The sequence below is a fragment of the Streptomyces glaucescens genome (assembly GCF_002154375.1).
Lineage (GTDB): Bacteria > Actinomycetota > Actinomycetes > Streptomycetales > Streptomycetaceae > Streptomyces > Streptomyces glaucescens.
In genome coordinates, this window is record NZ_MUND01000330.1 from 1 (window position 1) to 13,036 (window position 13,036).

Here is a 13,036-nt window from a genome sequence, read left to right on the forward strand (position 1 = left end):
CTGGTACCTCTGGCACTGGCCGCTCATCATCATCGTGCCGGCCGCCGCCGGCTTCGGCGAGCACGACGGGCCGCTGCGGCTGATCGCCGCGCTCTGCGGCATCCCGCTGGCCTGGCTGACCCTGCACCTGGTCGAGAACCCGATGCGCTTCCACCGCGCGTTCAAGGCCCACGCGGCCCGCGGACTCTCCCTGGGCCTGGGCCTCTCCGCCGTCGCGGCCGCCCTGGCGGTGGTCGCCACACAGTTCCCGCCGACCCTGGACGAGGGCGCGGCGCGGCCCAGCCCCAAGGCGACCATCGCGGCGGCGTCCGACCCCCGTGCCGCCCTCGCCGAGCTGCTGGAACAGCGGGTGGACAAGCTCCCGTCCAACCTCGAACCGAGCATGCGGGACACCGCGTACAAGCGGTCCAGGGTCTACACCGACGACTGCGCCCTGACCATGGCCGACACGGTGCAGACGCAGCCCTGCCTGTACGGCGACAAGGACGCCGAGCGCAGCGTGGTCCTCTTCGGCGACTCGCACGTCGCCCAGTGGTTCCCGGCGCTGGACGAGATCGCCCGCAAGCACCACTGGCGGCTCTACTCGTTCACCAAGAACGCCTGCAAGGTCGCCCAGATCACCATCGAGTACAACGGCGGCCCCTACTCCACCTGTGACGACTGGCGGGCCACCACCCTCGAGAAGATCCTGAAGATGGAGCCCGAACTCGTCATCACGTCCAGCTCCAACTCGGCCAAGCTGTACGGGGACGGCGACATGGCGGAGGTCTGGGGCAAGGGCCAGGCGGAGACCTACCGCAGGCTCCAGCAGGGCCGCACCCAGGTGCTCACGCTGCTCGACACCCCGTGGCCCAAGAACAACGCGGTGGACTGCGCGGTCGCGCACCCGGACAGCCTCGGCTCCTGCGCCCGCGACCGCTCCGAGGCCGACCCCAAGCCCGACGTCACCAAGGCGATCCGGGCGGCGGCGGCCGCCGAGGACGTGGCGGTCATCGACCCCTACGACTGGGTCTGCGCCCCGTCCGGCAACTGCCCCGTCGTGGTCGGCAACACCATGGTCTACCGGGACTACGGCCACCTGGCGGACGGCTTCGTCGAGGCGCTCACCCCGGTGGTCGAGGCCGAGCTGCTGAGGCTCTTCGACACGGACCTGAGCCGGCGCTCCGGCGCCTGAACCGGCACTCGCAGGGCCCGCCCCGTCACACCGACGGGGCGGGCCCTGCGCCGTGCGGGCGGTACCCGAAGCGGTGGTTTGCCAGCCCCTTACGAGTGAGACCGGCAGCCCTTTCCCCTGGAGTCCGGGACGCTTCCACTGCATCGCCGGACCGCCCGGCATGTGATCCTCGACAAGGAGCAGCTCGATGACGCTTCGTCGTGCCCTGGTGGGCGCCCTCAGCAGCATCGTCCTCGGACTCGGCCTGCCGGTGGCCACCGCCTCCTCCGCTGCCGCGGACCCCTGCGGGTTCTACGAGACCGGGTCCGACGCCTACTACAACCACTGCACCGGCGACGGCTCCCACGTCGTCATCGAGGTGGAGGTCTGGGGTCCGAACCACGAACGGTGCGTGGTCCCCGGCCGCACCTGGCTCGGCGCCGCCGGCAAGATCGACGGCGCCTTCTACACCGGGCGGACCTGCTGACCGCCGGATAACCCCGTCGGCGCGCCCGTTACGGTGCGGTCGTACGAAGGACGTACGACCGCACCGCATTTAGGAGATCCACAGGTGTCCGATCTGGACTTCTACGCTCACGTCGCCACGCGCGGCGACATCCTCGGGACCGGAATCGGGTCCGATCCCGATGCCTGGGAAGCCGGCCTGGGCACGGACCGACTCGACGATCCCGGCCGGGGGCTGCTGCGCCTCGACTACGGCCTGGTGGAGGTCTCCTTCGCGGAGACCGGCGGAACACTGTCCTGCTTCGGGATCGGTGTGCAGGTCCACCGGCTCATCCACGGCCCGTGCGTGCCGCCGGCCCTGGCACGGACGTACGGGCGGTTCGCACCCCGCGTCCGTTTCGAGGAGCTGCGGTCCGCGATCGACTCCCTGGGCGCCGCGGTCGAGCCCGACGACCTCTCGGGGGACGTCCACCGCTACCGCGTACCCGGGTCCGGCACCCGTGTCTTCGTGATCGACGACCCCGACCCCTACGGAGACGGCGACCACGACACCGAGGACCCCGACCTTCACCAGGCGGGCGACGTCTGGGCGTTGAGCGTGTGGGGTCCGCGCTGACGGGCCACCGCCTCACATTCCACGGGGCTGTCCCGTCGTAAGAGGGTGAGGGCGGACCCACCGTGTCCGCACCCGGCGCAGCATCAATGGAGGATGCGATGACATCGAGCGAATCCCAGGTCCGGGCCCTTCTGGAGAGCCGGGTCGACGCCAGCCAGACCAAGGATGTCGATCGGCTCATGTCGCACTACTCGTCAGACATCGTCTACTACGACGTCGTTCCCCCCATGCAGTACACGGGACACGAGCAGCTGCGCCGCAACTTCGTGCGCTGGTTCGACGAATACGACGGCCCCATCAGTCTGGAGACACGCGACCTCACGGTCGTGACCGACTCCGAAGTCGCGTTCGCGCACATGCTCCACCTGGACTCCGGAACACGCAAGAACGGTGTGCGGAGCACGATCTGGGTGCGGTCCACCGTCTGCTGCCGACGGTCGGGCGGTTCGTGGCTGATCACCCATGAGCACATATCCCTGCCGATCGACCCGGAGACCTTCCAGGCCTGGTTCCCGGCGGACATGTAGGAGGGAGACGACCCCCTCCGCCGGCCGGCACCGGAACCGCTCGGCGGTCCGGCGTGACAGTGCCGGCGCCGCTACTGCCCGCCCGTAGCCCGGACCAGTGCCCGGTGCTCCGTCGGCCGGACGCCGAGGGTGCGTTTGAAGGCGACGCTGAGCGCGTAGGCGTTGGCGTAGCCGACCTGGCGGGAGACGGCCTCGACGGTGGCGTCGGTGCGGGCCAGGAGGTCGGCGGCCTGGCAGAGCCGCCACTCGGTGAGGTAGGCCATCGGCGGCTGGCCGATCACCTCGCTGAACCGCCGGGAGAACTGCGCCCGGGACAGCCCGGTCTCCGCCGCGAGGGAGGCGACCGTCCAGGCGCGCGCCGGATCACCGTGGATCAGCTTCAGCGCCCGGCCGACCACGGGATCGCGGTGGGCGCGGTACCAGGCGGGCGCCCGGGCGCCGGACAACTCGAACCACTCGCGCAGGCTGCACACGAGCAACAGGTCCAGCAGCCGGTCCAGGACGACCTGCCGGCCCGGCGCGCCGCTCCGCAACTCCTGCTCGATCATGGCGAGCGGAGGGCACTCGTCCGTCGTCGCGGGTACCAGGGCCAGCCGGGGCAGCGCGCTGAGCACCCGGTCGGAGAGGCGGCCGTGGACGGGGTAGGTGCTCTTGAGCAGCACCACACCGGAGTCCGCGGCGCTCTCCGGCCCGGGGCCGCACATCGCCAGGTCGTCCGCGGCGACCGGGGTGCCGTCGGGGGCGGTGCACTGGCTGTCGCCGCTCAGCACGGCCATCGGCGGCGTGTCCGGCGAATCCGCGACGGTGTACGGCTCGGGACCCAGCACGATCGCCACGTCCCCCTGCCGCAGCGGCACCGGGTCCGTGCCGTCCGCGGTCAGCCAGGCGTCGCCGCTGACCATCGTGAGCAAGGAGAGCGGGGCCCGGTCGGCGAACCGCAGCGACCACGGCGGGTTGAGTTCCGTCTGGTCGAAGAGCGCGCCCCGGGCACGGACGTCCTGCAGCAGTGCGGACAGCGCGTCATCCATGCCCCGATCCTAGGCGCTCGCCTCGCCGCGACCAAGAAGAAATGAGACGCACAGACATCCTCACGCGCGGATCAGCCATCGACCGTCCTGCGATCGTGCGGTGAAGTGGAGGGCATGTCCAACGACCTCTCTCACGTTCTCGTTCTGGGCGGCACCGGCAAGACCGGCAGCCGCGTCGCCGCCGCCCTCCGCCGCCGCGGCGTGCGGCCCGCCGTCGCCTCCCGCCGGGGGCCGGTCCGCTTCGACTGGTCCGACCGCGCCACCTGGGAGCCGGCCCTGGACGGCGTCGACGCCGTGTACGTGGTCGACTCACAGAGCCCGCAGGCGCCCGCCGAGGTCCGCGACTTCGCGGCCGTCGCCGCCCGCGCCGGGGTACGGCGGCTGGTGCTGCTGTCCGCCCGGGTCTGGGCCGAGCTGGGCGAGGAGCATCTCGCCACCGAGCGGGCCGTACAGGCGTCCGGCCTGGAGTGGACCATCCTGCGCCCCACCTGGTTCGCCCAGAACTTCACCGAGCTGGACTTCATCGCCTCCCCGCTGGCCGGCCCCGGCGAGCTGCGGCTGCCCACCGGCGAGGGGCGGGAGGCGTTCGTCGACCTGGAGGACCTCGCGGACGTCGCGGCGGCGGCGCTGACGCAGCACGGGCACGCCGGACGCGTCTACGTCCTGTCCGGCTCCCGTTCCCTGAGCTTCCGGGACGCGGTCGCCGAGATCGCCCGCGCGTCGGGCAGGCCGGTGCGCTTCGTCCCGGTCACCGAGGAGGAGTACCGCGCCGACCTCGCCGCCGCCGGATACCCGGACGCCGTGGCCGACGAGCTGATCATGGTGCTGCGGCACATCCGCGAGGAGCGCGGCGCGACGGTGACCGACGGCGTCCGGGAGGCACTGGGCCGCCCCGCGCGCGACTTCGCGGAGTACGTCGCCCGGACCGGCTTCGACGCCCGTCCGCAAACCGTCTCCTGACAGCGCCGGGCCGGCCGGCGCAGCGGGAAAGCGGAGGCGGCAGCGCAGCCGTCACCCGGACAATGATCGTCATGACGTTCCTCCACGCCAACCCGCTGTTCACCCGCCTCGCCGACGCCGAACGCATCCTCGTCGCCGGGGCGGGCGGCGGCTTCGACATCTATTCCGGCCTGCCGCTGGCCCTCTCCCTCCGCCACCAGGGCAAGGAGGTGCACCTCGCCAATCTCTCCTTCAGCGCGCTCGCCGGTCTGCCCGCGGAGGACTGGGCCGCCCCGGACCTGGCCGTGATCACCCCCGACTCCGCACCGCACCAGAGCTACTTCCCGGAGCGGACCCTCGCCCAGTGGCTGCGGCTGCACGGCCACCCGGCCACCGTGTACGCCTTTCCGCAGACCGGGGTGCAGCCGCTGCGCGCCGCCTACCGGGCGCTGATCGAACGGCACGACATCGACGCCGTGGTCCTGGTCGACGGCGGCACGGACATCCTGCTGCGCGGTGACGAAGCCGGCCTCGGCACTCCGGAGGAGGATCTGGCCGGCGTGGCGGCGCTGGCCGCGCTGGACGACGTACCGCACCGGCTCGTCGTGTCCGTCGGCTTCGGCGTGGACGCTTACCACGGCGTGAACCACGTGCAGGTCCTGGAGAACATCGCCGCGCTGGAGCGCGACGGCGCCTACCTCGGCGCGTTCTCGATCCCACGCGCCACCAGAGAGGGCGCCCTGTATCTCGACGCGGTGGAGCACGCCCAGCAGCACACTCCGGAGCATCCCAGCATCGTCAACGGCTCCATCGCGGCAGCCGTGCGCGGCTCGTTCGGTGACGTCCGGTTCACCGACCGCACCCGGGGCAGCGAACTGTTCGTGAACCCGCTGATGTCCCTGTACTTCGCCTTCGACCTGCCCGGCCTGGCAGCCCGCTGCCTCTACCTGGACCGTATCGAGGACACCCAGCTGATACGCCAAGTCCACTCCCGCATCGCCGAGTTCCGCGACACCGTCGTGACCCGCCCGCCCCGCCGCTTCCCGCACTGACGGCGCGGGCGAGTCGCCGCGCCGGTGACCGGCGGGCACGACGGCCGGCGGCGTCGGTGGTTGGCCCGGCGGCGAAGGGGGACTCTGGGGGTAGGGATCCGTGCCGAGGAGACTCGGGAGGGCCGTATGGGACGCGACGTCCCGGCTATGACCTTCACTCGTGAGGACCGTCGCCGGTTCCGGCACAAGATGCACGAGTGCCTCGACGTGTTCGCGCGGATGCTGCGCGAGTCGCGGTTCGACTTCGAGCGGCCGCAGGTCGGCCTGGAGATCGAACTGAACCTCGTGGACGCCTCCGGCGAGCCCGCGATGCGCAGCTCGGAGGTGTTGGAGGCGATCGCCGATCCCTTCTGGTCGAGCGAGCTGGGCCGGTTCAACCTGGAGATCAACATCGCGCCGCGGCGGCTGACCGCGGGCGGCCCCGACTCCTGGGAGCGGGAGATCCGGGACGCGCTCAACCACGCCGAGGAGAAGGCCGCGGCGATCGGCGCGCATCTCGTCATGGTCGGGATCCTGCCCACGCTGGAGCAGAAGGACGTCGGCCTGGCCGCGCTCTCCGAGAACCCGCGGTATCACCTGCTGAACGAGCAGATCTTCTCCGCCCGGGGCGAGGACCTGCTGATCTCGGTGGACGGCGTGGAGCGGCTGGAGACCTTCGCGGACACGATCACGCCCGAGGCGGCGTGCACCAGCACCCAGTTCCACCTCCAGGTGTCCCCGGACGAGTTCGCCCCCTACTGGAACGCCGCCCAGGCCATCGCGGGCGTGCAGGTGGCCCTCGCGGCGAACTCACCGTTCCTGTTCGGCAAGGAGCTGTGGCGCGAGACGCGGCTCCCGCTGTTCGAGCAGGCCACCGACACCCGGCCGGACGAGATCAAGGTGCAGGGGGTGCGCCCCCGGGTGTGGTTCGGCGAGCGCTGGATCACCAGCGTCTTCGACCTGTTCGAGGAGAACGTACGGTACTTCCCGGCGCTGCTCCCGCTCTGCGACGACGAGGACCCGCAGGCGACGCTCGACCGCGGCGAGATCCCGGGACTCGCCGAGCTGACCCTGCACAACGGGACGATCTACCGCTGGAACCGCCCGGTCTACGCCGTCGTCGACGGTGTGCCGCACCTGCGCGTGGAGAACCGGGTGCTGCCCGCGGGCCCCACGGTGGCCGACATCCTGTCGAACGGCGCCTTCTACTACGGGCTCACCCGCGCCCTGGTCGACGAGGACCGGCCGGTGTGGTCGCGCATGTCCTTCTCGGTCGCGGAGGACAACCTGCACACCGCGGCACGGCACGGGATCGACGCCCAGCTGTACTGGCCGGGGATGGGCGAGGTCCCGGTGACGGAGCTGGTGCTGCGACGTCTGCTGCCCCTCGCGCACCGCGGGCTGGAGCAGGCGGGCATGGACACGGCCTGGCGGGAACCGCTGCTGGGGATCATCGAGCAGCGGTGTGTCAGCGGCCGCAACGGCGCGGTGTGGCAGTCGGAGATGTTCCACCACATCCACGACCTGGCCCACCTGAGCCGGCACGAGGCGCTGCGCCGGATGACCCGGCAGTACGTCGACTACATGCACCTCAACGCTCCGGCGCACACCTGGCCGGTCGAGTGAGGCGGCCCCCCTCGGCCAGCTGACGCTACCGGCCCGCGGACGGGAACGGCCCGCGGGCGGGAACGGGCTTGGCTCGCCGACGGGAACGGGCTCGCCGACCGAAACCGGCCCGATGCCCGGTCGTGGCCCTTTCAGGACCTGACCCATCGCTCCGCGGGGACAGGGCCGCGACCTGCTGCTCTGCACATTCCTTCATGAGTCGAACCTGCAATGGTTGAGCAGTCATCCCGGCCGCCCGCACCCGACGATCATGCATTCGTCCTGGTGAGACCTGGATGCCGGATGGCAGGGGACCACTGACCGGAAGCTCGATCGTCGCGTTTGATGCGGCTGCGAGGCCATGCCAGGACGGGGCCGAGGACTGTGCCACACCGTGCGGCCGGCGCGGTCACCACGATCGGTGAGGGATACCTCGGCTCCCACGGGCATGCTCAGTACGTCGCCCTCTGCGTCTGACGGGCCCGCCACCGGTGGGGAACCCCGCGGCCCCCGCAAGCGTTGACCGGGCGTACGGCGTACCGACGACCGCGACGAACAGCAACAGAAGCCGAGGTAGCACCAGTGGCGATGTGGGACCGGATCAAGGACCAGGCCAAGAATCTGCAGCAGATGCAGGGCGCTCGCGGGACGAGCGGCGGCCACGCGCCGCACGGCGGGCAGGGTCACGGGGCGGGCTCCTCCTCCGGAGGTTCGAAGGCTCAGCTGATCGGGCTGTTCAAGTCCCAGCTGGCCTCGGTCAAGACCGAGCTGAAGAGCGGTGCCTACCGGGACGCCAGCATGGCGATGTGCGCGCTGGTGGCCGTCGCCGACGGGCAGGTGGACCCGGCGGAGCGGCAGCGCGTGGAGGAGCTGATCGTCACCAACGAGGTGCTGCAGAACTTCCCAGCGGACCAGCTGCGCCAGCGGTTCAACCAGCACGTGGACCGGCTGCTCGGCAACTTCGAGGCGGGCAGAACCGAGGCGCTCCAGGTCATCGCGAAGGCCGCGAAGAAGCCCGCGGAGGCCCGCGCGGTGATCCAGACCGGCATCGTGGTCGCCGGTGCGGACGGGCACTTCGACATGAATGAGCAGTACGCGGTCCGCGAGGCGTGCGGTGCCCTCGGCCTCTCCCCGGCGGAGTTCGGCGTCTGAGCTTGACGGCGCCGGCCCGGATCCGAGCCGCGGGCGCACACGGAGGTGTGCTGCGGCTCGGGAGGTCCCGGCGGCGTCGTCAGACCTGGGCGTTGAAGGTGCGGCGGTAGGCGGCGGGGGAGATCCCGAGGGCCGTCCTCATGTGCGCCCGCAGGGAGTTGGCGGAGCCGAAGCCCGCCCGGTGCGCGACCAGGTCGATCGGCCAGTCCGTGGTCTCCAGCAACTGCTTGGCCAGTTCCAGGCGTTGCGCGGTGAGCCACTGCACCGGGGTCATGCCGACCTCGTCGCGGAAACGGCGGGTGAAGGAGCGCAGGCTCATCCGGGCGTGCTCGGCGAGCCGGGCGAGCGTCAGCGGTTCGCCGAGGTGTTCCAGGGCCCAGGCCCGGGTGGCGCTGGTGCCGGCGACGCTGGGCTCGGGCACGGGACGGTCGATGTACTGTGCCTGCCCGCCGTCCCGCCAGGGCGGCACGACGCACATCCGGGCGGCCCGGTTGGCGGCGGCGGCGCCGTGGTCCCGCCGGATCATGTGCAGGCACAGGTCGACGCCGGCCGCCACGCCCGCGGAGGTCAGCACGTCGCCGTCGTCGACGAACAGCACCTCCTCGTCGACCTTGACCATGGGGTAGGCGCTGCGGAACTCCGGCGCCAGATTCCAGTGCGTGGTGGCCGGCCGGCCGTCGAGCAGCCCGGCGGCGGCGAGCACGTAGGACCCGGAGCAGATGGACACCAGCCGGGTGCCGGGCCGGATGCGGGCGATGGCCGCGGTGACCTCGGGCGGCAGCGGTCCGCCACGGCCCAGCTCGGGCATGGCGTGCGTGGGCGGGATGATCACGGTGTCCGCGGTGGCCAGGGCCTCCGGTCCGGCCGCGGGCCGCAGGGTGAATCCGGCATCGCTGAGCACCGGCGCGCCGTCGGCGGTGCAGACGGTGACCTCGTAGAGCGGGCGCCCCTCGGCGTCCTCGACGCTGCCGAAGACCCGGGAGGGAATGCCCAGCTCGAAGGGCGGGACTCCCGGCAGGGCGAGTACCGCGATCCGGTGGCGGCGAGGCGCACCCTCGACTCGGCCCCGCTCGTCCTCCGCTGTCCGGCCGTGCACTGCGCGCATGGCCAGATCCTGTCACATGGTGACCGTACGGCCAACACCATGGCGGGCCGGGGTACCGCATCGTGGACCGGGTCGCCGGGGAACCTTCCGGTGACGAGTCGATCGAGACGGAAACGAGGCGGACAGCATGCGTGCGGTGGTCGTTGAGCAGTGGGGCGGACCCGAGACCCTGGTCGAGCGGGAGGTCGAACGGCCGGAGCCGGGTCTGAACGAGGTCCTGGTGCGGGTGCACGCGGCCGGCGTCAACCCGGTCGACTGGAAGACACGCGCCAGTGGCGCCCTCATCGAGTGGGGTGCGGTGCCGGCGGTCGGCTGGGACGTGTCCGGCACGATCGAGGCCGTCGGACCCGGCGTGGGCATCCACCGTCCGGGTGACGAGGTCTTCGGCATGCCCCTCTTCCCGCGCCAGGCGGGTGGCTACGCCGAGTACGTGGTGGCGCCCGCCCGGCACTTCGCGCCGAAGCCCGCGGGCCTGACGCACGTGGACGCGGCGGCGCTCCCGCTGGCCGCGCTGACCGCCTGGCAGGCCCTGGTGGACGTGGCTGACGTGCGCCCGGGGCAGCGCGTGCTGGTGCACGCCGCGGCCGGCGGAGTCGGTCACTTCGCGGTGCAGATCGCCAAGGCCCGCGGCGCGCACGTCATCGGCACCGCCAGCGCCGCCAAGCACGACCTGGTGCGGGAGCTGGGCGCGGACGAGGTGATCGACTACCGCGCGGTGCGGTTCGAGGACGCCGTGTCCGATGTCGACGTGGTGCTGGACGGGCTCGGCGGGGAGACCGCCGAGCGCTCCCTGAAGGCGCTCCGCTCCGGTGGCCGGCTGATCACCTTGCCCGGCCCGGACGACGTCCCCGCCACCCGTGACGGGGTGCGGGCCTCGTGGATGCTGGTCGAACCGGACCACCTGGGCCTGCGCGAGATCGCCGCCCTGGTGGAGCGGGGCGCGCTGAAGCCGGTGGTCGAGACGGTCCTGCCGCTGGAGGAGGCCGCGGAGGCGCACCGGATCGGCGAGCGGGGACGCACCACCGGCAAGATCGTCCTGACGGTCGCCTGAACCCTGCGCTCTCTGGAGGACCTGCCCGCCATGACAGGGGGCACGTGGCCGACAGCACCCGCGACACCCTCGCGTGAGCCGTCGGCCGCAGCGTTCAGGCGAAGGCGGCCGGCATCAGGGCCACCAGCACCGCCGGACCCCGCCGGGGCGCGGCCCGCGACGCGATCCCACCGTCCTGTCCCGGCCCCGCCTCGTCAGCCCGCCGCTCCCCGGCCTCCTCCACGTGAGCAGCTCATCGGGCTCACCGTCCCCACCGCAACCGAATTGCGTCACCCTGAGCGAGCCCTTCGGCGACCGGCTCCGTTTCACCCCGGCGGGGAGGGGCACTCCGCGATGTCGGACGCGCGTAACCCGAGCCGGGGAGAGAACACCATGGCGGTGCGGCACTGTCTCATCAAGACCAGCCCGGGAACGGTGTGGGCCGTTCTCGCCGACGGGACCCGCTACGCGGACTGGGTGGTGGGCACATCCAGCTCGCGACCCCTTCGAGGCCGATGGCCGCAGACGGACGCGGCGATCGGCTACGAGGTGCGGATCGGGCCGGTCGCACTGAGCAACGAGACGGTGGTACGGCGGTGCGAGGAGGGGACCCTGCTGGAGCTGGAGGCGAAGGCCGGCTGGCTGGGCACCGCGAGAATCGCCATCGAGCTGCGGCCCTGGGGAGACGACTGCCTGGTCATCGTGGACGAGCACCCCCTGCGCGGCGCGGGCGGCCTGCTGCACAACGTGGGCACGGAGGCGATGATCCAGTTGCGTCACCGCGCCATGCTGGCCCGCCTCGCCCGGCTCTGCGAGGCCGAAGGCCGCTCCGGGGCACGGGACACCGCGGGCGGGCGGGACGTGCGGACGGGCGTGGGCGCGCCCGGAGGTGAACATGCCTGACGCGGTGGTCGTCGGGGCCGGGCCGAACGGACTGGTCGCGGCGAACCTGCTGGCCGACGCGGGCTGGAGTGTGACGGTCCTGGAGGAACAGGGCGAGGCCGGCGGCGCGGTACGCCATGACCGGGGCGTCCATCCCGAATTCGTCAACGACCTGTTCAGCTCCTTCTACCCGCTGGCCGCGGCCTCCCCGGTCCTGGCGGGACTGCGCCTGGAGGACCACGGACTGCGCTGGAGCCACGCTCCGCACGTGCTGGCCCACCCGCTCGGCGACGGCGGCTGCGCCGTCCTGGACCGAGACCTCGACGTCACGGCCGCCTCCCTGGACGCCTTCGCGCCCGGGGACGGCGCCGCCTGGCGCCGGCTGCACGAGGTGTGGCAGCGCATCCGCGAGGAACTGCTGGACGCCTTGTTCACCCCCTTCCCCCCGGTGCGGGCCGGTGCCCGCCTCGCCGTGCGGCTGCGGGCCGCGGGCGGGCTGCGGCTCGCCCGCAGTCTGCTGTTGCCGGTGCGCCGCCTGGGCGAGGAGGAGTTCCGCGGTGCGGGCGGCCGGCTGCTGCTCGCGGGCAACGCCCTGCACGCCGACCTGGCACCGGAGGCGGCCGGCAGCGGCGGCTTCGGCTGGTTGATGTCGATGCTCGGGCAGACGTACGGGTTTCCCGTGCCGGTGGGCGGCGCGGGCGCCCTCACCGACGCCCTGACCCGGCGGCTGCTGGCCTTGGGCGGCACCGTGCGCTGCGGACACAGGGTCGAGGAGATCGTCGTCCGGGGCGGGCGGGCGGTCGGGGTGCGCACGGCCGGCGGGGAGGCGGTCGAAGCGCGGCGCGCGGTTCTCGCGGACGTGTCCGTGCCCGCCCTGTACGGCGGCCTGGTCCGGCCGGAGCACCTTCCCGGCCAGGTGCTGGAGGACCTGCGGCGCTTCCAGTGGGACTTCGCGACCTTCAAGGTGGACTGGGCGCTCGACGGCCCGGTGCCCTGGCGGGCCGAGCAGGCGGCGCGGGCCGGCACGGTGCATCTCGCGGACGGCGTGGACGAGCTGACCAGGTTCGCCGCGCAGATCGCCATGCGACAGGTCCCGGACCGCCCCTTCGCCCTGTTCGGCCAGATGACGACCGCCGATCCCGTACGGTCACCGAAAGGCACCGAGTCGGCGTGGGCCTACACCCACGTGCCGCTCGACGTCGCCTCCGACGCGGGCGACGAAGGACTGACCGGCCGCTGGGGCCCGGCCGAGCAGGAGATCATGGCCGACCGGGTCGAACGCCAGGTGGAACGGTTCGCTCCGGGCTTCCGCTCCCTGATCCGCGCCCGCCGCGTCCTCGCCCCGCCGACCATGGAGGCGCTCGACGCGAACTTGCACCACGGCGCCATCAACGGCGGCACCACAGCACTCCACCAGCAGCTCGTCTTCCGGCCGCTCCCCGGGACCGGACGCCCGGAGACCCCCGTCGTCGGGCTGTACCTGGCGTCCGGTCCCGGGGAGCG

The 13,036-nt window shown here is 72.4% G+C and carries 13 protein-coding genes; 11 read left to right on the top strand and 2 right to left on the bottom strand.

The features are described from left to right. The 4 genes from CCN42_RS21795 to CCN42_RS21810 all read left to right on the top strand — a co-directional run. Positions 1-1,174 (top strand): acyltransferase family protein (locus CCN42_RS21795; RefSeq protein ID WP_143661980.1); only part of this gene is annotated, 1,174 nt, incomplete at its 5' end. A 187-nt stretch (positions 1,175-1,361) separates the two neighbouring features. Continuing rightward, positions 1,362-1,640: a DUF6355 family natural product biosynthesis protein gene (locus CCN42_RS21800; protein WP_107427626.1), complete on the top strand. Its 279-nt coding sequence runs from the start codon at positions 1,362-1,364 to the stop codon at positions 1,638-1,640. Positions 1,641-1,724: 84 nt separating this feature from the next. Next, positions 1,725-2,234 (top strand): hypothetical protein, encoded by a 510-nt coding sequence (locus CCN42_RS21805; protein ID WP_086738045.1) that lies wholly within the window; start codon positions 1,725-1,727, stop codon positions 2,232-2,234. A 98-nt stretch (positions 2,235-2,332) separates the two neighbouring features. Then, positions 2,333-2,761: a YybH family protein gene (locus CCN42_RS21810; RefSeq protein WP_086738047.1), complete on the top strand. Its 429-nt coding sequence runs from the start codon at positions 2,333-2,335 to the stop codon at positions 2,759-2,761. Between the two features lie 71 nt (positions 2,762-2,832). Here the strand turns inward: CCN42_RS21810 and CCN42_RS21815 are convergent, their stop codons facing one another. Beyond that, complete coding sequence (locus CCN42_RS21815; RefSeq protein WP_086738049.1) at positions 2,833-3,789, bottom strand: AraC family transcriptional regulator; 957 nt, start codon at positions 3,787-3,789, stop codon at positions 2,833-2,835. A 114-nt stretch (positions 3,790-3,903) separates the two neighbouring features. Here CCN42_RS21815 and CCN42_RS21820 point away from each other — a divergent pair, with 114 nt between their 5' ends. The 4 genes from CCN42_RS21820 (at position 3,904) to CCN42_RS21835 (ending at position 8,516) form a co-directional block, all read left to right on the top strand. After that, complete coding sequence (locus CCN42_RS21820) at positions 3,904-4,749, top strand: NAD(P)H-binding protein (RefSeq protein WP_086738051.1); 846 nt, start codon at positions 3,904-3,906, stop codon at positions 4,747-4,749. A gap of 71 nt (positions 4,750-4,820) precedes the next feature. Beyond that, entirely contained in the window at positions 4,821-5,780 is a 960-nt protein-coding gene (locus CCN42_RS21825) for a DUF1152 domain-containing protein (RefSeq protein ID WP_086738063.1), read from the top strand. Positions 5,781-5,906: 126 nt separating this feature from the next. Further along, entirely contained in the window at positions 5,907-7,385 is a 1,479-nt protein-coding gene (locus CCN42_RS21830; protein ID WP_086738053.1) for a glutamate-cysteine ligase family protein, read from the top strand. A 561-nt stretch (positions 7,386-7,946) separates the two neighbouring features. After that, on the top strand, positions 7,947-8,516 hold the full coding sequence (locus tag CCN42_RS21835; protein ID WP_086738055.1) for a tellurite resistance TerB family protein: 570 nt from the start codon (positions 7,947-7,949) through the stop codon (positions 8,514-8,516). Between the two features lie 79 nt (positions 8,517-8,595). Here CCN42_RS21835 and CCN42_RS21840 read toward each other — a convergent pair whose 3' ends face one another. Further along, positions 8,596-9,621 carry a GlxA family transcriptional regulator gene (locus tag CCN42_RS21840; RefSeq protein ID WP_245877405.1) on the bottom strand — a complete coding sequence of 342 codons (1,026 nt, stop codon included), beginning with the start codon at positions 9,619-9,621 and terminating at the stop codon, positions 8,596-8,598. A gap of 127 nt (positions 9,622-9,748) precedes the next feature. Here CCN42_RS21840 and CCN42_RS21845 point away from each other — a divergent pair, with 127 nt between their 5' ends. The 3 genes from CCN42_RS21845 to CCN42_RS21855 all read left to right on the top strand — a co-directional run. Continuing rightward, positions 9,749-10,672 (top strand): NADP-dependent oxidoreductase, encoded by a 924-nt coding sequence (locus tag CCN42_RS21845; RefSeq protein WP_086738058.1) that lies wholly within the window; start codon positions 9,749-9,751, stop codon positions 10,670-10,672. Between the two features lie 372 nt (positions 10,673-11,044). Next, on the top strand, positions 11,045-11,554 hold the full coding sequence (locus CCN42_RS21850; protein ID WP_086738060.1) for an SRPBCC family protein: 510 nt from the start codon (positions 11,045-11,047) through the stop codon (positions 11,552-11,554). Next, positions 11,547-13,036, top strand: a 1,490-nt coding sequence (locus CCN42_RS21855; protein ID WP_086738061.1) for a phytoene desaturase family protein, incomplete at its 3' end; no start/stop codon positions are given. The genes CCN42_RS21850 and CCN42_RS21855, both read left to right, overlap by 8 nt.

Bases quoted from the DNA above. Each gene is read 5' to 3' on its own strand.
- CCN42_RS21800 (WP_107427626.1), top strand. From the start codon at position 1,362: ATGACGCTTCGTCGTGCCCTGGTGGGCGCCCTCAGCAGCATCGTCCTC.
- CCN42_RS21810 (WP_086738047.1), top strand. From the start codon at position 2,333: ATGACATCGAGCGAATCCCAGGTCCGGGCCCTTCTGGAGAGCCGGGTC.
- CCN42_RS21815 (WP_086738049.1), bottom strand. From the start codon at position 3,789: ATGGATGACGCGCTGTCCGCACTGCTGCAGGACGTCCGTGCCCGGGGC.
- CCN42_RS21820 (WP_086738051.1), top strand. From the start codon at position 3,904: ATGTCCAACGACCTCTCTCACGTTCTCGTTCTGGGCGGCACCGGCAAG.
- CCN42_RS21825 (WP_086738063.1), top strand. From the start codon at position 4,821: ATGACGTTCCTCCACGCCAACCCGCTGTTCACCCGCCTCGCCGACGCC.
- CCN42_RS21830 (WP_086738053.1), top strand. From the start codon at position 5,907: ATGGGACGCGACGTCCCGGCTATGACCTTCACTCGTGAGGACCGTCGC.
- CCN42_RS21840 (WP_245877405.1), bottom strand. From the start codon at position 9,621: ATGCGCGCAGTGCACGGCCGGACAGCGGAGGACGAGCGGGGCCGAGTC.
- CCN42_RS21845 (WP_086738058.1), top strand. From the start codon at position 9,749: ATGCGTGCGGTGGTCGTTGAGCAGTGGGGCGGACCCGAGACCCTGGTC.
- CCN42_RS21850 (WP_086738060.1), top strand. From the start codon at position 11,045: ATGGCGGTGCGGCACTGTCTCATCAAGACCAGCCCGGGAACGGTGTGG.